Origin of the sequence: Streptomyces sp. NPDC101227 (assembly GCF_044767545.1) — a bacterium.
Lineage (GTDB): Bacteria > Actinomycetota > Actinomycetes > Streptomycetales > Streptomycetaceae > Streptomyces.
In genome coordinates, this window is the sequence record NZ_JBIWOD010000001.1 from 1 (window position 1) to 19,921 (window position 19,921).

Annotated in this window: 17 protein-coding genes and 1 pseudogene; 7 read left to right on the forward strand and 11 right to left on the reverse strand. The window is 67.0% G+C overall.

Annotation, left to right across the window (positions count from 1 at the left end):
- Positions 1–139: pseudogene (locus tag ACIRPT_RS00005) on the forward strand (IS481 family transposase); the annotation flags it as partial.
- Between the two features lie 204 nt (positions 140–343).
- On the opposite strand, the gene ACIRPT_RS00010 reads toward ACIRPT_RS00005, so the two are convergent.
- Positions 344–541, reverse strand: coding sequence for a transposase (locus tag ACIRPT_RS00010; RefSeq protein WP_403819806.1), 198 nt, complete (start codon positions 539–541; stop codon positions 344–346).
- Between the two features lie 917 nt (positions 542–1,458).
- Here ACIRPT_RS00010 and rfbH point away from each other — a divergent pair.
- Positions 1,459–2,763 (forward strand): lipopolysaccharide biosynthesis protein RfbH, encoded by a 1,305-nt coding sequence (gene rfbH / locus ACIRPT_RS00015; RefSeq protein ID WP_403819809.1) that lies wholly within the window; start codon positions 1,459–1,461, stop codon positions 2,761–2,763.
- Entirely contained in the window at positions 2,760–4,151 is a 1,392-nt protein-coding gene (locus ACIRPT_RS00020; RefSeq protein WP_403819812.1) for an NDP-hexose 2,3-dehydratase family protein, read from the forward strand. The genes rfbH and ACIRPT_RS00020 overlap by 4 nt, the downstream gene beginning before the upstream one ends.
- Before the next feature lie 113 nt (positions 4,152–4,264).
- Here ACIRPT_RS00020 and rfbB read toward each other — a convergent pair whose 3' ends face one another.
- The 10 genes from rfbB to ACIRPT_RS00070 all read right to left on the reverse strand — a co-directional run bounded on the left by rfbB (position 4,265) and on the right by ACIRPT_RS00070 (position 15,437).
- Entirely contained in the window at positions 4,265–5,236 is a 972-nt protein-coding gene (rfbB, locus tag ACIRPT_RS00025; RefSeq protein WP_403819814.1) for a dTDP-glucose 4,6-dehydratase, read from the reverse strand.
- The gene (gene rfbA / locus ACIRPT_RS00030; RefSeq protein ID WP_403819818.1) at positions 5,236–6,141 is read right to left on the reverse strand and encodes a glucose-1-phosphate thymidylyltransferase RfbA; all 906 of its coding nucleotides are present in this window, start codon (positions 6,139–6,141) and stop codon (positions 5,236–5,238) included. The genes rfbB and rfbA overlap by 1 nt, the downstream gene beginning before the upstream one ends.
- Before the next feature lie 99 nt (positions 6,142–6,240).
- Positions 6,241–7,164, reverse strand: coding sequence for a putative sugar O-methyltransferase (locus tag ACIRPT_RS00035; protein ID WP_403819820.1), 924 nt, complete (start codon positions 7,162–7,164; stop codon positions 6,241–6,243).
- 73 nt (positions 7,165–7,237) lie between these two features.
- Complete coding sequence (locus tag ACIRPT_RS00040; RefSeq protein ID WP_403819823.1) at positions 7,238–8,116, reverse strand: alpha/beta fold hydrolase; 879 nt, start codon at positions 8,114–8,116, stop codon at positions 7,238–7,240.
- Positions 8,117–8,242: 126 nt separating this feature from the next.
- Positions 8,243–9,109 (reverse strand): TauD/TfdA dioxygenase family protein, encoded by an 867-nt coding sequence (locus tag ACIRPT_RS00045; RefSeq protein ID WP_403819825.1) that lies wholly within the window; start codon positions 9,107–9,109, stop codon positions 8,243–8,245.
- Between the two features lie 3 nt (positions 9,110–9,112).
- Positions 9,113–10,465 carry an FAD-dependent oxidoreductase gene (locus ACIRPT_RS00050; protein WP_403819828.1) on the reverse strand — a complete coding sequence of 451 codons (1,353 nt, stop codon included), beginning with the start codon at positions 10,463–10,465 and terminating at the stop codon, positions 9,113–9,115.
- Complete coding sequence (locus tag ACIRPT_RS00055; protein ID WP_403819831.1) at positions 10,462–12,177, reverse strand: prenyltransferase/squalene oxidase repeat-containing protein; 1,716 nt, start codon at positions 12,175–12,177, stop codon at positions 10,462–10,464. The genes ACIRPT_RS00050 and ACIRPT_RS00055 overlap by 4 nt, the downstream gene beginning before the upstream one ends.
- A gap of 15 nt (positions 12,178–12,192) precedes the next feature.
- Positions 12,193–13,209 (reverse strand): UbiA family prenyltransferase, encoded by a 1,017-nt coding sequence (locus ACIRPT_RS00060; protein ID WP_403819834.1) that lies wholly within the window; start codon positions 13,207–13,209, stop codon positions 12,193–12,195.
- Position 13,210: 1 nt separating this feature from the next.
- Positions 13,211–14,098, reverse strand: a complete 888-nt coding sequence (locus ACIRPT_RS00065; protein WP_403819837.1) for a fumarylacetoacetate hydrolase family protein — start codon at positions 14,096–14,098, stop codon at positions 13,211–13,213.
- 37 nt (positions 14,099–14,135) lie between these two features.
- Positions 14,136–15,437, reverse strand: coding sequence for a cytochrome P450 (locus ACIRPT_RS00070; RefSeq protein WP_403819840.1), 1,302 nt, complete (start codon positions 15,435–15,437; stop codon positions 14,136–14,138).
- A gap of 549 nt (positions 15,438–15,986) precedes the next feature.
- Here ACIRPT_RS00070 and ACIRPT_RS00075 point away from each other — a divergent pair.
- From ACIRPT_RS00075 to ACIRPT_RS00090, 4 genes are all read left to right on the forward strand, one after another.
- The gene (locus ACIRPT_RS00075; protein WP_403819843.1) at positions 15,987–16,748 is read left to right on the forward strand and encodes a class I SAM-dependent methyltransferase; all 762 of its coding nucleotides are present in this window, start codon (positions 15,987–15,989) and stop codon (positions 16,746–16,748) included.
- 228 nt (positions 16,749–16,976) lie between these two features.
- Positions 16,977–18,191 (forward strand): cytochrome P450, encoded by a 1,215-nt coding sequence (locus ACIRPT_RS00080; RefSeq protein ID WP_403819846.1) that lies wholly within the window; start codon positions 16,977–16,979, stop codon positions 18,189–18,191.
- A gap of 326 nt (positions 18,192–18,517) precedes the next feature.
- Positions 18,518–18,793, forward strand: a complete 276-nt coding sequence (locus tag ACIRPT_RS00085) for a phosphopantetheine-binding protein (RefSeq protein WP_403819849.1) — start codon at positions 18,518–18,520, stop codon at positions 18,791–18,793.
- A 50-nt stretch (positions 18,794–18,843) separates the two neighbouring features.
- Positions 18,844–19,875, forward strand: coding sequence for a ketoacyl-ACP synthase III family protein (locus ACIRPT_RS00090; protein ID WP_403819852.1), 1,032 nt, complete (start codon positions 18,844–18,846; stop codon positions 19,873–19,875).
- Positions 19,876–19,921: the final 46 nt, after the last annotated feature.

Genomic DNA, 19,921 nt, shown 5'->3' on the forward strand with positions numbered 1-19,921 from the left:
GCCCTACACCAGCAACACCGAGCGGACCGAAGCCTTGACAGACTTCCTCCACACCTACAACCACCACCGATGCCACACCGCACTGGACGGGAAACCGCCCATCACCCGCGTGAACAACGCTGCGGATCAATACACCTAGGCCTTGAAGGACCTGTTGAGGGCCTCGGCCTTGGCGTTGTCGTAGCTGTCGGCGACGGATGTGACCGATGCGGTCACGCCCTCCTCAAGGAGCCGTTCAGCGTGGCACCCGCGCCAAGACCGAAGCGCGCGCGATGACCTTCGAGACCCGGGCTGAGTACGAAGCTCGCCCGCTACAACTCGACTACTATCTCGCGGAGTTGGGTCAATCCGGTCTGCTCGGCGTCGTCAGTGGATCGGGTCGGCCGCCCTGGTCGACCTCGGCCTGGCAGCCCCAGCCGCGCAAGGCTTCCTTGTGGATACCCAGGTCACGGGCCACGTGGGCGACCGGGCGGCCGGAGGCCCGGACTTCGCGGACGGCCCGCTCGCGCAGCTCGTCGGGGTACTTCCGTGGTGCAGGCATCGGACCTGTGTTCCCTCATCGGCCGAGGCGATCATGCCTGGCTTCAGGGCCGCTGCAAAGTCCGGTTCAGCTCACCTGACCGGTTGCCGCTACCAGAGCTGCCGGAGTCCTTGCCCTGTGAGCACGAGAACGCTCGGCGGACGCGGGAGTCGTCGCGCCGACGGCCAGGTGCACGGCCCGGTTGTCGGCCAAGCCTCCGGCACGGATCTTCAGTGTGCGAGGCAGACCTGCAGAAGGCTGAGCCTAGATTGGCTTTAGCCGCGCAGGCCACACTTGCAGAACTGGTAGGTGCGGAGCGTCTACGGAGTGGGAGAGCCCCCATGGCAGGGAGCTCTTCAGGTCAGTGCCCGCCCGTGAATCGAGTGCTGACCATCAATCGCTGCTTGTACCAGACGCGTTCGGTTTCTTGGAGTGACCTATCTGCACGGCGCTCGCCGTTGCGGCCGCCCACGCGATCCGGGTCAGTTGAGGTGCCCGACATGACGACAGCTACCAGGTCGGTGGCGAAAGCTGCACGCCGACTCCGAGCCGCAGTTCGTCATGAACGCCGTGGGCGCGGTCTGGAGGGGCGATGGGCGGGCACCCAGGCCGTCCGGGAGCTGTCGTCGACATCGTCCAGGACGGATCCGTTCCGGTCCGCAGGTTCGCCATACCGATGCTCACATACCGTTGCGGCTCTCGGGGAGGCGTCGACATCCGGCGTCCGCGTGCGGGAGAGGAAGCCCGTACAGGCGAACCGCTCCGACGCTCTGTGGCAGCGGTCGGCCAACTCGCGGGCGCGACGACCGCTCCATTGGGCAATGAGCCGGAACCAGAGGGACTCCGTGCGAGATCCTCTCGTGGCCGCACGGGTGCCTGTACCCGTCCTGCCGAATGACTGCCCCCGGAACAACCCACGGCAAAGGCGAGGAGAACACATGAGTGACCGGGTCGCGCACATCCTCGATGAGGTACGGCAATACCACCAAGACACCAAGGACGACAGGGGCTTCGTCCCTGGCGTCACGGAGATCTGGCCGTCCGGGGCCGTACTCGACGACGAGGACAGGGCGGCCGTGGTCGAAGCGGCCCTGACCCTGCGGATCGCGGCGGGCCGGTCGGCCCGGAAGTTCGAATCGGCCTTCGCCCGGCGAATGCAGCAGCGCAAGGCGCATCTGACCAACTCCGGTTCCTCGGCGAACCTCCTTGCGGTCACCGCCCTCACGTCACCGCAGGTCGAGCAACGCAGGCTCGTTCCGGGCGACGAGGTGATCACGGTGGCGGCGGGCTTTCCCACAACCGTCAATCCCATCCTGCAGAACGGCCTCGTCCCGGTCTTCGTGGACATCGACCTGCACACGTACAACACCACCGCAGAGCGCGTCGAGAAGGCCATCGGGCCCCGCACCCGGGCGATCATGATCGCGCACGCGCTCGGCAACCCCTTCGAGGTCGCGGAGGTGGCACAGCTCGCCGAAGAACGCGACCTCCTGCTGATCGAGGACACATGCGACGCGGTCGGCAGCACCTATAGGGGACAGCTCGTGGGGACCTTCGGCGACCTCGCCACGGTCAGCTTCTACCCGGCTCATCACCTCACCATGGGCGAGGGCGGCTGTGTGCTCACCTCAAACTTGGCCCTGGCCCGGATCGTGGAGTCGCTACGGGACTGGGGCAGGGACTGCTGGTGCGAGCCGGGGGAGAGCAACACCTGCCACAAGCGGTTCGGCTACCAGATGGGGACGCTGCCGGCCGGTTACGACCACAAGTACATCTTCTCCCACGTGGGCTACAACCTGAAGGCAACCGATCTCCAGGCGGCCCTAGGCCTGTCCCAGTTGGACAAACTCGACGACTTCTGCGCGGCGCGGCGGCGCAACTGGGGGCGGCTGCGCACCGGTCTGGCGGAGGTTCCGTGGCTACTGCTGCCGGAACCCACGCCGGGGAGCGACCCGAGCTGGTTCGGTTTCGTCATCACCGTCGACCCCGAGGCGCCCTTCAAGCGCGCGGAACTCGTGGACTTCCTGGAGAACCGCAAGATCGGCACGCGCAGGCTCTTCGCCGGCAACTTGACGCGCCACCCCGCCTACATCGATCGCGAGTTCCGCGTCTCCGGCGAGCTGTCCAACAGCGACATCGTCACTGAGCACACCTTCTGGGTCGGCGTCTACCCCGGCCTCACCGAGGAGATGATCGACTACGTCATAACCTCCATCACCGAGTTCGTGGGGACTCACCGGTGACCGCGCGCAGCACCACACAGGCGTGGCCGCCGCTCAAGGCCCGGCGGGCTGCCACGCTGCCCGACCGTGTCGCCCGGTCCGCGGCCGCGCCGGCCGGTGAGAGCGCGGCCGGGATCCACAGGTGGCTCCAACAGCGCCGCGATCAGGCCTCGTTCGCGGTGGACCGCATCCCCTTCGAGGCTCTCGAAGACTGGTCGTTCGCCCCGGAGACCGGAAACCTCGTGCACCGTAGCGGTCGGTTCTTCACCGTGGAGGGCCTGCACGCTGCCATCGGTGAGCATCCCGATCAAGTGGAGTGGCAACAGCCCGTCATCGTCCAGTCGGAGGTCGGGATCCTGGGTATCCTCACCCGGGAGTTCGATGGAGTTCTGCACTTCCTGATGCAGGCCAAGATGGAACCGGGCAACCCCGAGCTGCTGCAGCTCTCGCCAACCGTGCAGGCCACATACAGCAATTACACCAAGGTCCACAAAGGTGCGTCCGTCCGCTATCTGGAGTACTTCACCGACCCGTCCCGGGGCCGCGTCCTTTCGGACGTGCTGCAGTCCGAGCACGGCTCCTGGTTCCACCGCAAGCGCAACCGCAACCTGATCGTTGAGGCCATGGGCCCGGTACCCGAGCACGAGGACTTCCGCTGGCTCACTCTGCGCCAGATCCATGAGCTCCTGCGTTACGACAACACGGTCAACATGGACGCGCGCTCAGTCCTCGCCGGCCTGCACGTGCGCAGCACGCCTTACGCGCTGCACTCGGACACGGAACTGCTCTCCTGGCTGGCCGTACGACGGGCCACGACCCCGATCCGCAGCGAACGCATCCCGCTCGCCGACGTCTCGGGCTGGACGCGCGGCGGATTCTCGATCGACCACGAGGACGACCGCTACTTCCGTACCGTGGCCGTGTCGGTACGGGCGAGCAACCGCGAGGTCGGCCACTGGACCCAGCCGCTGATCGAACCACGCGGACAAGGGGTGGTCGCGTTTCTCACCCGCACGTTCGTGGGTGTGCCGCACGTGCTGGCCCAGGCCCGTGCCGACGGCGGCTCCATCGATGTGGAGCTGGGTCCCACGGTTCAGTGCCAGCCCGGAAATTACGCACACCTGCCCGCCGCGAACCGACCGCTCTTCCTCGACCTGGCCACAACGGCACCCCCCTCCCGGATCCGCTACTCCGCTCTGCACTCCGAGGAAGGCGGCCGCTTCTTGGACTCGGTGAGCCGCTACCTCATCCTGGAAGCCGATGAGAGCGACGCACCGCTCGATGCGCCGCCAGGGTTCCACTGGGTCTCGCGGGACCAGCTCGCCGCTCTCACCCAGTACAGCCACTATGTCAACATCCAAGCGCGGACACTCCTGTTGTGCCTGAACTCGCTGGAGGAAGGTGGCTGAGACGTCCCTCCGGGATGTCCCACGATGCTTGGGAAATCACGGGGCCCTTGGGGGCCGGATCCGAGACGGGCGGCCCACTCGCACCCGGATCGTGGATGCGGTGGGCCGCTCGGTCATGGCATGGGGCCACCGGCGAGCGGCTCCCACCAGGAGCGGTTGTCCCGGTACCAGGCGATCGTCTCGGCGAGCCCGGACTCGAAGTCGCGCCGGGGGCGGTAGCCGAGTTCGCTCCGGGCCTTGACGCCGAGGATCGAATACCGCCGGTCGTGCCCCTTGCGATCCGTCACGTAACGCACCTGGTCCCAGGTGCGGCCACAGGCCTTGAGCAGCAGTTCCGTCAGCTCGCGGTTGCTCAGCTCGGTGCCGCCGCTGATGTTGTAGACCTCGCCTGGACGCCCCCTGGTTCTTACCAGGTCTACGCCACGGCAGTGGTCCTCGACGTGTAGCCATTCACGTACGTTCTCACCGTCGCCGTACAGCGGTACCACGTCGCCCGCGAGCAGCCGGCAGACGAACAGCGGAATGATCTTCTCGGGGAATTGCCTTGGCCCGTAGTTGTTACTGCAGCGGGTCACCCGGACGTCCAGACCGTGGGTGCGGTGGTAAGAGAGGGCGATCAGGTCGGAGGCCGCCTTGGAGGCCGCATAGGGAGAGTTGGGGCCGAGGGCGTCCTCCTCGGTGAACCGACCGGCCGCAATGGATCCGTAGACCTCGTCGGTGGACACATGCACGAAGCGGCTGACTCCCAGACGCAGCGCCGCGTCGAGGAGCGTCTGTGTGCCGGTCACGTTGGTGCGTACGAACGCGTCCGCACCAACGATGGACCGATCGACGTGAGACTCAGCCGCAAAGTGCACCACCTGGTCGGCACGGGACATGAGTCGGGCGACGAGTTCGGCGTCGCAGATGTCTCCCTGGACGAAGCTCAGACGTGGGTGCGTGAGATCCAGGTTGTCGAGCCTGCCCGCATAGGTGAGCTTGTCGAGCACAGTGACGTGGGATACCTCGACGGGGCCGAGCGCGAGCACCATCCGGACGTACGCGGAACCGATGAAGCCGGCGGCTCCGGTGACCAGGAGACGCATCACTCCTCCATGAGCTCGGCGGGTGTCGGATTGAGCTGGTGTGCGAGGGCGCTCCTCATGACGTACTGACCGTAGGGCGAACCGCACATCTCGGCGCCGAGCTGGTAACAGGCGTCCGCGTCGATGAAACCCATGTACATGGCGATCTCCTCGACACAGCCGAGACTTATGCCCTGGTGATGCTGTATGTCCCGGACGAACCTGCCCGCGTCGAGAAGGGATTCGTGGGTTCCGGCGTCCAGCCAGGTGACGCCCCGGCCGAGCCACACCAGATCGGCACGTCCCTCGGCCAGATATGCGCGCAGGACATCTGTGATCTCCAATTCACCGCGCATGGAAGGGCGTAGGCCCCGTGCGATGTCCGTCACGGTGTCGTCGAAGAAGTACAGGCCCGGGATCGCGAGGTTGGAACGTGGCTGCTCCGGTTTCTCTTCGATGGAGATGAGCCGTCCCTTCGCATCGATCTCGGCGACGCCGAAATGCTGGGGTTCGGCGACCTGGTGACCGAAAAGGACGCATCCACGCAACTTTCGTACAGTCCTGCGCAGCATGGAGGGCAGTTTGGCGCCGTGGAAGAGGTTGTCACCCAGGATCAGGGCACATTCTTCGCCCTCGATGTGCGGGGCACCGACGAGGAAGGCGTCAGCGATTCCCCGTGGCTCTTCCTGGGACGCGTAGTCGATACGCATGCCCAGTCTGCTGCCGTCTCCGAACAACCTGCGGAACAGCCTGAGCTCCGCGGGTCGAGCGATGATGAGGACGTCATCGATGCCCGTGAGCATGAGCACGGACAGTGGGTAATAGACCATGGGCTTGTCGTAGACCGGAGCGAGCTGCTTGGAACCCACGAGGGTGAGGGGCTGTAGCCGGGTCCCGTTGCCGCCTGCCAGGAGTATGCCCTTCACCGGAGTGGATCCTTATGACGGCGGCATGCAGCCATTTGGCACGCCGCCCGGGTCACCGGGCGGACCACGGCTCTCTTTCCATCCATGACGTCCAGCAGCTCACCCATCACTCGACTTTCGCGGGTTCTTGTAGAGGACCTGCCAGAGGTAGCTCCACGGAATCGCGCGGCTGTCACCGACGCAGTCCCAGGCGTCACCCGGCCGGTATCCGTCGATGAAGGCGGGGACCGCGGCTTGCACCGCCTGGCTGTCATGGATGTCCAACAGCTGCCGGAGAGGTCCGTTCTCCAGCGCCATCTGCACGGCCTCCTGGCCCTGCAGGTAGCCGTCCAGGCTTTTGTCGATGTATTTGCCCACCGGATTCTTCACGTAGAAGGCCGAGCAGGTTTCGTTGATCAGATCGAGATAGGCCCTGACGGTCTCCGGACTCATCTCGGTCATCGAGTGGATGTTGATGCACAGGTCAAAGTGCTCGGACCTCAGGGAGTCATCCTCCAGGCTGTTGACCTCGATGAAATCGATCAACTTGAAGCGAGAGTCGTCCAGGACTTGGCGAAGGTACGCCCTGCTCAGCTGCAGTGTGTTCTTCAGGTCAACGATGCAGTACCCGGAGACGTCGTGGTTGGACATGACCATGTGGCACGTGCGCCCGTAGCCGGCACCGATCTCCAGGATCTTGGCGCCGCTCAGGTTGATTTCACGTTCGATGAATCCGACTTCGAACGTCGCCTGCAGGTAGTCCATGCACAGCGTTTCACCCTCGCACTGCACCGTGATCGGGTCGCCCACGTCCCGGTTTGGGGTCTGCCTGATCCTCGCCAGCTCCTCCGGACTCAGCGCCATGCCGAGGTGGTAGGCCAGTGCCTTGAGATACCGGACGCCGTTCGTCGACGGGTCCCAGAGGGAGAGCTTGAAATTTCTCGGGTCGGACTTGAGATTCGTCAGGTCGACGGCAGCGTCCTCGGTGATCCAGCGGTTCTGTATGCGCTCCCACTGCCGGCTGGCCTGGAAATTGTGATCCATTTCGCTCCATCCTGGTGTGATGATTCGGTCCGGTCGAGCCGTGGACGACCGCCCTGTCCGCGGCCCCTCCACGTCACTGCGGTGCGGTGGTGTGCGCCCTGGGGTGCGGTTTGGTGTGCGCCGTTCCGAAAGCCTCGCGGAGCAGGTCGGCGAACGGCTCCGGTTGTTCCTGAAAGCCGGTGTGTCCCGCGGGGAAGGTGGCCAGGGGGGTATCGAGCAGACCGGCGAGCGCCGCCGCGGTCCGGTGGTAGAGCTGCCCCTGGGACGTCGTGCCACCTCCTACGACGATGGGGACGGACGCTGTCCGGAGCGCGTCGAGGTCGGGACGGTAGCGCGTGGTGGGCTGGAGAATGTATCCGAAGAAGCGGTCGAGGATGGCCCGGACGTCCTTCGGCGGGGTGTACAACTCGCGGGTCGACGCCTGCCCGACGGGCGGCGGCGGGGCGAAGCTGACGCCGGACAGTGCCGAGTACTTTCGCAACGCCACGTCCGAATGGCCGGCGGCGTAGTCCCGGCAGAGCTCATCGATCGTGGTGCGCACCTGCTGCACGTCCGGCAGGAACTCGGTCACCGGGGGTTCGTGGGCCACCAGGGTGCGCACGGCGTTCGGATGCCGGGTGATCAGGGCGAGGCCGGTGGTGGCTCCGCCGCTGTTGCCGAATACATGCGCTGGTCCGGCGTCCAGCGTCGATATCAGTTGCTGAACGTCATCCGCGATCAGCTCGGGCGTCGCCTTCTGGCCCGGATCGCTGATGGTGCTGCGGAGGATGCCGCGGGGATCGTAGGTCACGACGGTGAAGTCCGCGGCGAGCAGGGACGCGAGGGCCGTGAATCCCCTGCTGCCCATGGGGGAGCCGATCATCAGGAGAAGCGGGCCGGAGCCGCGGATGTCGTAGCACAGACGTGCCCCTGGCACGTCCAGGGTATGTGTCGTGGGGCCGACGTTGGCCATGCTCAGTTCTCCCTCACGAGTCGCCGCAGCGGATTCCGGTGCTCTCTCGGCATCATGGGAGCACCCGGGCAGCAGTGGATGGCCTTTCGCAGGAGGTCAGCCGGGCGCCGCCCCTGGCCGAGCCCATCAGTACGCTTCCTTCGCGTTCACCCAGTCCGGTACGTACCGCTGGCCCGGCATGGGGCGGTAGTGTTCCCACCGGGGCTCGCTCCCTGAGGGGGTGTCGCCGAGCACCACGACGCGCAGGCCCCGGCGACGTTCGGAGTAGTCGTCCACCGCGTAGTGCTGCGTGACCCTGTTGTCCCAGATCGCTACGTCGCCCGGCTTCCACTGATAGCGGCAGATGAACTCGGGGGAGGTGGAGAAGCGATAGAGGTACTGCAGGAGCGAGTCGCTCTCGTTCCGGCTCAGTTGTGCGATGTGCGAGGTGTGGGCCTGGTTGACGAACAGTGCCCGACGGCCCGTCTCCGGGTGGACACGCACGACCGGGTGCTCGGCCAAGCTGTCCAGCCCCGGAATGTGGATGGCATGGATGGCGGTGAGGCCGTCGAGCAGGTCGCGGAGCGGCGCGGACAGCCCCTCGTACGCCAGATACTGGTTCGACCACATCGTGTCGCCGCCCTGCGGCGGGTTGTCGACGATCTGCAGGACGGTTCCGATGGGCGGGTTCGGCGCGTAGGTCATGTCGGTGTGCCAGATCGGAATCTTGCCGTTCTGCTCCGAGTCGATGATCTGGATCTGACGATGCCCGTCCAGATGGGGCAGGTAGGCGTGCTCCTCCAGCGCGCCGAACCTGCGGCCGAAGGCGATGCGCGACTCCGGCGACCAGCCCTCCTGCCCCGGGATGAAGATCACCAGGTGTTTCAGCAGCAGCCGGCGCAGCTCAGCGAACTCCGCGTCGGTGATCTTCTCTAGCCGCACGCCGTGAATCTCGGCTCCCAGCGCACTGGTGAGCGGCCGGACCTCGAAGGCCGTGGTGAAGGTGTCTGACACTTTTCAATCCTTCTGTCCGTTGTCTCGACATACCTGCGTTCCGCTCCCGGTCCGGTGCCCGGGAGATCGCGGGGGTGCGAACGACCGCGCTCGCAGGTCGGGCATGACCCCCAACTGCACGAGCCGGTCGAACCTGCCGAGCGGGCGCATGCCGAGGCCCGACATGTTGTACGTCGTCAGGTAGCTCAGGCGGCTGCTTCTGGCGGTTCCTCGCATGAGCCGCCGACCGATGGCCCTGCCGCCGCGTGAGGTGCTGGTCATCATGCGCGCCGCGTTGTGGCTCATGGTGTGCACGGCCTGGATCTTGTTCATCCGATCGTTCTCGTAGCCGCGCAGCGCCCTGTCGACGGCGGCGCCGTCGGCGAAGTCGACGGCCGCGAGCCGGGCCGCCAGGCCCTCGGCCTCGTCGATCGAGGTGTTCATCCCCTGGGCCGCCAGGGGATGAACGACGTGTGCCGCCTCCCCGAGCAGGACGATGCCGGGTCGGACGAGCGACGGGGCGCGGTATCGCCAGACCGGGAGCAACTGGCGGCGTTCCAGGTTCTCTTCGAGCAGCTTGGCGATCGGGTTCAGCGCGGGTACCTGGTCGACGAGCCCCTCGCACCATCGCCGCAGCTCGGCCGGGCCGGCCTTGCGGAGCTCGTCCGCCCTCACTTGGACGTAGACCCGGATCCGCGCATCCGGCAGCGGGTAAACCATGACCAGACCGCGGTCCGTGACGTAGGCCGACACTTCGTCGCCCACCGGCAGGGGGCCGGGCAGCTCGAAGGACAGCAACCGGTGGTCGTACGCGACGGGTTCGGCATTGATCCCCACAAGCTTGCGCAGGCGCGAGGACATGCCGTCGGCCGCCACGACGAGTCGGGCCCGAATGTCGACGGCCGTGCCGTCCATCATGGCGCGTACCCCGGAGATCCGGCCTCCCGCGTCCGTGCTGAGGCCCTTGACCAGGACGCCACGGCGCAGGCTCACCGTTGGGCCGAGCGACTCGGCCATGCACTCCAGGATCGTCGAGTAGCCGTGGGCGAGCATCCAGGGCCGTTCGCCGCCGAGTGCCGCGAAGTCCATGGCCATCAACTCCTCCCCGTCGGCCGTGCGGGCGACGAGGCGGCTCAGCCGAACCGCCTGTCTGGCCTCGAGGTGGCCGAGCGCGCCCCACGCGTGCAGGGAGTCCAGGGATCCGGGCTGGAGCACCTCGCCCTTCCAGACCGAAGGCTGGGTCGGCCGCTTGTCCGACAGGGTCACCTTCAGGCCCAGTCGGCCGAGGGCGCAGGCCGCCGCCAGCCCGGCGACCCCGGAGCCGCAGACCACCACGTCGGTGTCCACCCGATGGTCGGTGCCGTGCTCGGTCGTCACAATGTCTCCCGCTCCGCCACCGGACCGGCGGCGAGCGCGGTCCGGTAAGCGCCCAACGCCCGGAGTACCAGCCCGTTCACGATCAGGCCGTCCACGTAGTAGGCCAGGCGCCGGATGTGCAGGCACACCGGGCTTGCCTCCCACAGGCCGTCGTCCCCTTGTGCGGACGTGATCCATTCCGCCGCTCGCCGGAGCCGGTCATCCTCCGCAGGCAGACCGGCGGCGAGCAGGCCGCGCAATGCCCAGGCGGTCTCCTCGACGGTGCCCACCGACGGGTCGTCGCCGAGCGTGGCAGTCTCGCCCGGACCCCATGAACCGTCGACCAACTGCGAGTTGAGGAGGGCCTCGCGGGCACGCCGTGCCGCCGGGTGGTCGCCCACTCCGCCGCGTGCGAAGGCCACGAGCGCCGTGGCTGTCGCCGAGGTGAGGCCCCTGTACCACAGGCCTTCGTAGGTGCCGTCCGGCCGTTGGCTGGCGAGCAGCCAGTCCAGGGCCTTGACGATCCTGGGGTCGCTGCGGGACAGACCGCCGTCGAGCAGCGCCTCGACACACTGTGCCGTTGTATAGGGGCAGGGGCCGTCATTCGCGAGTGTGGTGTCCGGGACAAAGGTCCCCCACGACCCTCTGCCGTCCTGCCGCGAGACCAGCCAGTCCAGGCCGCGCCGCAGATGCTCCCCCGGCTCTCCGCCGCCGGCGGGCGTGAGTGCGGCCAGAACGTTGGCGCTGTCCAGGAAGTTCGGCCACCCGCGGGGGCCCTCCCAGCCCCATCCGCCGGGCGGCGCGTCGTAGACCGGGAACGCCTGGGCCTGCTGACACTCACGCAGCCACTGGCGGGCCCGGACCAGCCGCAGATCCTCGGTGTAGCCGGTGTCCGCCAGGCCGCGGGCGACGTAGGACCCGCCGATCAGGTCGAGCCCCTGCATGATGTGCCAGGAGCCGTCAGGCTGCACGTTCGACCGAAGGTAGTCGACGGTGTCGGCGATCATGTGTTCGGGGGCCTTGGCAAGGCACAGGCCGATGCACACCACCGCGGTGAGCCAGTTGTCCCCGCCGTATCCGCCGCGGTCGTTCTCCCCGCGTTCCATCTGTTGGAGCAGGCGGAGCCCGGTCGGCCGGGCCAGCCGGTGCAGCAGCCGTCCGACGCCCTTCGGGGGGTTGTGGTGGGCTTGGATGAAGGCCATGGCCACGAAGGGCGCGGCCCGGAAGGACAGCCGGGGCCGCCATAGCCGCCGAGGCAGCAGGAGCAACTCCAGTGGGATGCGCCGGGATCCGCGCATGTCCCGCAGACCCGCCAGGACGAGAAACGTCGTGGCCATGTGGATCATCCCGGGGTCGGCGAGTGACTCCACGCCGCCGAGCGACTCGAGCAGATCCAGCGCACGCCGCGAAGGCTCCTCGGTTGTCTGTGGAGCCGTCAGCCTCAGGGCCGATGCCGTCACTACAGTGGGCACCAGCTGCGACGCGGCGCCGGGCACTCCGCCCCAGCCGCCGTCGGCGTTCTGGACGGACACCAACCACGCCGTTCCCCGCTCGATCAGGTCGCGCGAGCGCTCGGGGTCGGCGAAGTGCAGGGCGGTAATCGCACCGGCGGTCCCCAGGACGGCGGTGGGGCGGCGGTTCGGCCAAAAACCCTCTGGAGGCTGCGTCGCGAACAGCGCCTCCGCGGCGCGCGCGACCGATGCCTCGACCCGGCTGTCCATATCTGAGCACAAAACGAACCGTCCTCCTTAGGGAAAGCGAGCCGGTGCGGTCGCCGCGTCCTCGCCGGGGCGTGCGGCGGCGCCGTGCGGGAATTCGTACCGGGAACGCATGGCCTGTTGGGTGCCGAGCGTGACGGCGAGCATCGGGGCGAGGATCCCGAGCGCGACGAGACCTCCGAGGCTCGGCACCAGGAACACGGCCGCCAGCACCATCCGTTCGGCGACCAAGACCTCATGCGAACGCAGGGCTAGGTGTGCCGCGGGCTCGGGTCCGGACGCGTACAGCATGCCGAAGGCGCCGCCCCCGAGGCCGGCCGTGACCAGGAGCATCACGAGACCGCCCTCCCGGTCGCCCGGCATGGTGAGAAGCCCCGCCGTGGCCACGGACACGGCCAGTGCGTAGAGTCCCGCCGCTGTCCGGACGGCCGTCCGGAGCCCGTGTCGGACCGGGAAGGTGGCGTATCCGCCCGCGCGGTCACCGGAGGCGTCGCGCAGTGTGCCGACGAGATTGGACGCGGCGTCGTGCGCCCAGAACACCGGCACGAACATGAGGATCTTCACCGGCGGGTAAGCCGAGTCCGTCATCGCCCCGAAGACGAGCGCCCCGCCGGTCAAGGATCCGCGGACGAGATTGCCCAGCAACCCCTTGGCCTTGAAGAAGCCGTTGTAGGCCATCGCCCCGCCGATACCGGCGGCGGTCACGATGAGGGTGCGGTAGTTGACGACGGCCGCTGTGACGACGGCAGCCATGGCCAGGGCTGTGCCGCACCACACTGCCGTGCGGGGGCGGATCAGACCCGAGGGGATGGGCCGCTGAGGTTTACTGATGGCGTCGAGCTCGCGGTCGAGGTAGTCGCCGAGGTAGTGCGCCGCGACCCAGATCAAGGTGGGCACGGCCCATGCCGCCGCCAGGTGAGGGGCAGAGTGCCGGTCGGTGGCAATGGCATGTCCGGCCAGGCCGACCAGGCCGACGTACCAGAGGGTGTAGGGCCGCCACATTCGCACATGGGCCATGAACGTTGTGCTGAGTCGGCGTCCGCTCACCTCAGGCGCTCCTTCCGGACGGACGGTCCGTGATGCCGCTGAGCGCCGCGTCGCCGTTTCCGGTCGGGTCGGGTGCCCACGGCCGGTCGGAAGTCGTGCTGACGGTGTTGCGCAGGGTGCCCATTCCCGCTATCGACACTTCGACCTGATCGCCTACCGACAGGGGACCCGAGCCTGTGGGGGTTCCGGTAAGGATCACGTCGCCGGGGAGCAGCGACATGTGCCGGCTCACCACCGCGACGACCTCGTTCACCGGTGTGATGAGGCCGCGTGTGCTGCCGTCCTGCCGGATTTCGTCATTCACCCGGCAGGTGATCCGCAGGTCCGCCGGGTCCAGGTCGGTGGCCAGCCAAGGTCCCAGCGGGGTGAAGCTGTCGAAGTGCTTCGCCCAGACGGGCGGGTGCCCGGTCTGTTCCTCTGGGGCCCTGCGGGCGTACGCGGTGAGGTCGTTCGCGCAGGTGTATCCGGCCACGACCTCCCCTGCGCGCTCTGGCGGGACGCTCTTGCAGGCCGTCCCGATCACCACCGCCAGCTCGGCCTCGTGTCTCAGCTCCCAGGCCTCCCCCGGATGGCCGACCGGATCGCCATGGCCGACCAGCGTCGACGGTGGCTTCAGCACGACGGCGCAGGAGGCGGGGTCCGCAGGGCGCCCGAGGTCGACGGCCACAGTCCCGTGCGGCGCGTAGTTGAGCGCGACACAGACAATCTTGCTCGGCGCCGCCGGCGGCAGCAGCGTGACCTCGCCCATCGGGCGCGCCCCGCCGACGTCGTCCACCCAGCCACGGGTGGGGGCGTCGTACCGGACGGGCACGATGAGATCACCGTTCTCGTCGTGTTCGATACGCCCGTATCCGCGCCGGCCGTGGTCGGCGAATCTGCAAATCAACACCTGTGTGCTCCCCGTTCAGCAGTGCAGACGGTGGGTCCTACCAGGCGACCGGCAGCTCTTCGAGGCGGAGCGTGACGTGCCCGCCCCGCCAGCTCAGGCTCTCCGGTGGCACGGCGGGCCGCAGGTTCGGGAATCGCCGTAGGAGTGTCGAGAACGCCGTCTTGAGCTCAAGCCGTGCCAGGGCCGCCCCCAGACAGTGGTGCGCGCCGTAGCCGAACGCGAGATGCGGGTTCGGCCCGCGCGTGACGTCGCAGCGTTCGCTGTCAGGGAAGACCGTCTCGTCGTGGTTTGCCGCGTTGATCGATACCTGGACCAGATCCCCCTCGCAGATCTGCTGATCTCCGAGACGCACCGCTTCGGTGGCTATCTGTACTCGGTTGACATCGATGACGGGCTGGTAGCGCAGCAGCTCCTCGACGGCGGGGACGACGAGATCCGGATCGGCGCGCAGCTTGTCCAGCTGGTCCGGGTTGCGGAACAGCCGCAGCATCCCGCCACTGATCGCGGTCTGGGTCGTCTCCAGGCCGCCCGCGAGTACGACGACGGTGAGCGACAGCAGTTCCTCCATGGAGAGCGCGTTCTCGCTGTCGTGAGCGTGCACCAGCCTGGTCAGGATGTCCGCGTCCGGTGCGAGCCCGTCGTCCAGCGCCGCGCGCTTGACCGGCACTTGGCGCTCGATGTAGGCGGTCAGTTCCCGCCATGCCTTCTGATCGGGAGCGCCGTCGCCGATCGTGGTGATGCGGTCGCACCATCCGCTCAGCGCGTCGCGGTCTTCGATGGGGAAGCCGAGCAGCTCGCAGATGGCGATGGCAGGCAGCGGAACCGCCAGGTGGGCGACGAGGTCTGCCGGTGGCCCCTCCTCTTCCATGGCGTCGATCAGGTCGTCGGTCCATGCCTGGATGCGTGACGTCATGGCCTCGATCCGCCGGACGGTGAATGCCTTGGAAACCAGGGCACGCAGCTCGCTGTGGGGGCGGCCGTCCATGTTCACCGACCGTGCGCCGCCCGGCTCTTCGCCGGACCGCCGGGCGCGCACACCCACGACGTCCCGGCTGAAGCTCCGGTCGTTCAGCACCGTCCGGACGTCCTCGTGCCGGGTCGCCAGCCAGGCCTCCTGCCCGTCTGACAGCAGCACCCGAGGGAGCGTTCCCTGGCGACGCAGTTCGACCAGTCGCGGATGCAGTTCGCCCGCGGAGTCCGCGGAACTCGGAAAATCAAGAACACGGTCCATTGTCGGGAATCCGATCTGAATGGTCTGCGCGCAGGGCGTGCTTCGCCGCGTGCCCGGCCCGGTACGGTGCGGTTCGCGGGAAAGGAGTTGCGGAAAGGGAGCCCGCATCTCTTCGCGAGGGCGGCTTACGCGTCCTCGTAACGTGGAATTACCCTGGCAGCTGCTTACTGTGACAACAATCCCTGATTAGTGGGGGAGTGTCCGCCGGCGCGGGTGCCATGACCTGTGTCCCTCCGTCCCGTCCCGTTGCGTACCCTGGTCGCTGGCGGCATGGTCACCAGCCCCGATCCCATATCAGTCATTATTGGCGACAAGTCGCAGCACAGACATGAAGATCACGATCCACTGCTGGCGTATTAGCAGGTGGAATCACATCTTGGCCAGCCCTAACTTTTCGGAGTTGTCGTCGCCCGCGCCGTCCGGCATCGTGGCCACTCGATTGTGGATTCGTACCGTACCGACGATGTGTGGACTGAGCTGCGTGCGCGGCATCAGTTCTTGCGCCAGTTGGAGTGGCGGGTATAGGAGATGGCCCTGGCTCACAATTTCTCGTCGAAATTGATCTGAGCGGGAGTTGGCTCATCAAGATAGGTGGTACAGGCTGTGCCCAACACACGAGCATCTTTCTCCGAGGACGAGCTTCCCCGACATCGCCGGGTGGCGGAGGGGTTCGGCGCGGACCCGGAACGCTACGACCGGACCCGCCCCAGCTACCCGGAAGCTTTGGTCAACCAGATCGTCGAGGCCCGCACCGAGCTCAATGTCCTTGACGTCGGCTGCGGCACCGGCATCGCTGCCCGACAGTTTCAGGCGGCCGGCTGCACGGTGCTCGGAGTGGAGCCGGACACGCGGATGGCCGAGTTCGCGCGGCGGCGCGGGCTCGAAGTCGAGGTGTCGACGTTCGAGGCCTGGGACCCAGCAGGCCGGCCCTTCGACGCTGTCGTCTCCGGGCAGACCTGGCACTGGCTGGACGCGGTTGCCGGCGCGGTGAAGGCCGCTCAGGCGCTGCGGTCTGGTGGCGAGCTGGCGGTGTTCTGGAACGCGGAAATTCCGCCGCCCGAGGTGCTGCGGTCCTTCGGCGAGATCTACCGACGGGTATTGCCCGATTCCCTCGTTGCACGCCAGTGGACGACCAACGCCCTGGACGGATACGCGATGTTGAGCAGGAATGCAGCCGACGGGATACGGAAGGCCGGTGGTTTCGGTACCCCGAAGGAGTGGCGATTCAACTGGGAGAAGTCCTACACCCGGGACGAATGGCTGGATCAAATGCCCACTCACGGTGACTTCGGCCAGCACCCTTTGGCCCAGGTGACAGAGGTACAGGAGGGCATCAGTGCCGCCATCGACGCGATGGGGGGCAGCTTCACCATGGGCTACACCACGGTCGCGATGAGTGCGGTGCGGACGTCCGTATGAGCGCGTGCCCTGCATAGGAAGAACACCGGCAGCAACGGAACGACGAGAAACCAGAGTCCGTCAAGAGCCAACCGCTACGACGTGTGTCGTGGGCGTACCGAGCGACGCATGGGGAGAGCTGTCGTTCACCTACGTCGGTGCTTTCGACGACATCCCCCGAGGACGGTGCCCTGGTGTCCGTCACCTCTATGACCGGGACCGGCACGGCGAACCACCGATCGGGAAGGGATGACCGAGATGACGGCTACCGAGCGAGGGACCAGGTTGGCCGACCAGTCCGCCGATGCTGGGACGATGCTCGCCTGGTTCCGGCGGATGAGGGAGAGCGAACCTGTCAGCCACGACGGGGAAGCCGGCGTCTGGCACGTCTTCCGCCACAGCGACGTGGAACGGATCCTTGCCGACCCGGGCACCTTCTCCTCCGACTTCAGTTCGTTCATGCCGGCGCAGGAAGATGTCGACCGCTTCATCAAGGGCAACCTTCTCCGCAAGGACCCGCCCCAGCACCGCAAGCTGCGCACCTTGGTGAGCAAGGCCTTCACCCCGGGTGTGGTCGCCCAGCTCGCGCCTCGCATCGAGGTGATCACCGATGAACTGCTGGACGCGAAGGCCGGAGCGGAGCAGATCGAGCTGGTCTCGGATCTGGCGTCTCCCCTTCCGGTGACCGTGATCGCCGAACTCCTTGGTATACCGGCCGAGGACCGCCCGATGTTCGGGCGTTGGGCCGATTCCCTCGTCGCACCGGAGAGTCAGACAAGTTTCATACCGAACGAGGAACGCACGCAGTCCATGGCGATCGTCATGCGCGAGATGAACGCCTACTGCCTGGAGCACATTCGCCGTCGGCGGGCCAGACCGAGGGAGGACCTGGTCAGCAAGCTCGTGGCGGCGGAGGTGGACAGTCAGCGTCTGGACGACGACGAGATCATCGGGTTCGTGGGGCTTCTGCTGCTCGCCGGACACATCACGACCACGGCGCTGCTGACCAATGTCGTCCTGTGTCTGGATGAGCATCCGGAGGTCGCCGCGACACTGCGCGCGGACCCTGGTGGGCTGCCCGGCGCCATAGAAGAGGTACTGCGTTTCCGCACACCTTTGGCTCCGAGCATGCGCAGGACGACGAGAGACGTCCGGGTCGGTGAACAAACGGTACCGGCGGGCCAGATCGTTCTCGCGTGGCTGGCCTCGGCCAACCGGGACGAGCGGCAGTTTCCCGGGCCGGACAGCTTCGACATCCGTCGCGCACCTAATCCGCACCTAAGCCTCGGGCACGGGATCCACTTCTGCCTGGGAGCACCGCTCGCCCGTCTGGAGGTAAGGATCGCCCTGGAGAAGATGCTCGGTCGCTGGAGCGAGATGTCGGTCGGAGAGGGGGTCGAGTACCACGATGCGCGAGGGATTGTCGGGGCCAAGCGGCTCCCGCTTCGCCTGCGCTGGACCTGACGGCTGGACCCGAGCGGCAGAAGAGAAGACCGGAACAGGGCGATCGACTTGCTGTAGTCCCTGCCCCGGGTCGCCATGGCGAACGAACGGCCGTGCAGTGGCCGAAGGTTGACCAGGGCCGAGAGTCCCCCAGAAGTGGGGGTACTCCCCAATGAATGTGCGTGCGAGTATGTTGCGCAACCTCCGTTAGACAGAACGAAAAGGGCGCGAGAGCCTGCCATTCGATGGCGGCATGACGCGAATAATTCAGTCCTCTCAAGCGTCGATTCCCCTGCTGCACCGAGGAATTTTGACCAATCCGCTAATTGGACCGAGGTTCTGTGAATATGGTCACGGAGAATACAGATTCGGTATACGTTCTTGCTCGTCTCGACTCGCTCCTCAGGGAAGTCTGGGACCAACTTCCCGCCGGCGTTCCGGTCCAGAGCGACGCGTCGTTTCTCAGTCTTGGCGTCGACTCGCTCACGCTGGTTCTGCTGCTCGACAAGGTGGGCTCGGAGTTCCACATCGACTGGGAGACCGAGACTTCTCCAGGCGCCGCCAGCTCGCTGCGCTCGATTTCGGACCTGGTGGTGCGAAGGCATTCTGACAACGCCGCTTGAACAGGGGGGAACCAGTGCGTACCAGGGGTATATACCTCGCCGGAGTCGGCGTGTTCCTGCCTACGGCGCAGAGCATCGAATCGGCAGTGGAGCAGGGGCTCGTCCCGGCCGGCACGGCGGCGGATTACGACCTCTCGGGCGTGGCGGTCGCGGGGCGGATCGCGGCGCCGGAGATGGCCCTGGCCGCCGCGCAGGAGGCACTCAAGGGCAGCGGCGTGAGTGCCGAGGACATCGGGCTGCTCCTGTACACGGGCGTCTGGCATCAGGGCCCCGACGGATGGGGTCCCCAGGCATACCTGCAACGGCACCTGCTCGGCGACGACCTGCTCGCGATCGAGGTCAGGAACGGCTGCAACGGAACGTTCAGTGCGCTGGAACTGGCAGCCGGGTACCTCAAGGCCTTTCCTGAGATCCCGGCGGCGCTGGTCACCGCGAGCGACAACTTCGGCACGAGGCTGATCGACAGGTGGAACCCCGGCGACGGAGTGTCCTACCTGGGTGACGGCGCCAGCGCCGTCGTGGTGAGCACCGCGCCGGGATTCGCGGAGCTGACTTCCCTGTGCTCGGCCACGTTCTCGGAGATGGAGGAGGCCCATCGAGGCGGGGAGCCGCTGTTCCCGCCCAATGCCACTACCGCCACCGCGCTGGACTACGGAGCCAGAGGTGCCGCCTTCCAGCGGAAGGCCGAAGGGGACGGATCGTGGGTGCGGCTGCTGCTGGGCCACCAGAGGCACAACGTCGAATGCACCGAGCGGGCGCTGGAGGAGGCCGGTGTGACGGCCGGCGACATCAGGCTCGTCCTCATCCACGGCATGCCGCGCCGGGCGGCCGCCTCCTATCTCAAGATCCTCGGTTTCTCCCTGGAACAGTCGACGTGGGACTTCAGCAGGACCGTCGGGCACCTCGGCGCGAGCGATCACATGGCTGCGCTGCACCACCTGCTGGCGACGCACCGGCTCGAAGCCGGGGACCACGTGCTGCTGTGCGGCTTCTCCCCGGGAGTGACCTATAAGGCGGCAGTCGTCCGCATCCTCGGTACCGAACCGACACGGGAACGTAAGGCCCAGGCCAGTGGACTTTGACCTCACTCCGGAACAACGACGACGGTTACAGCGCATCCGCGACGCC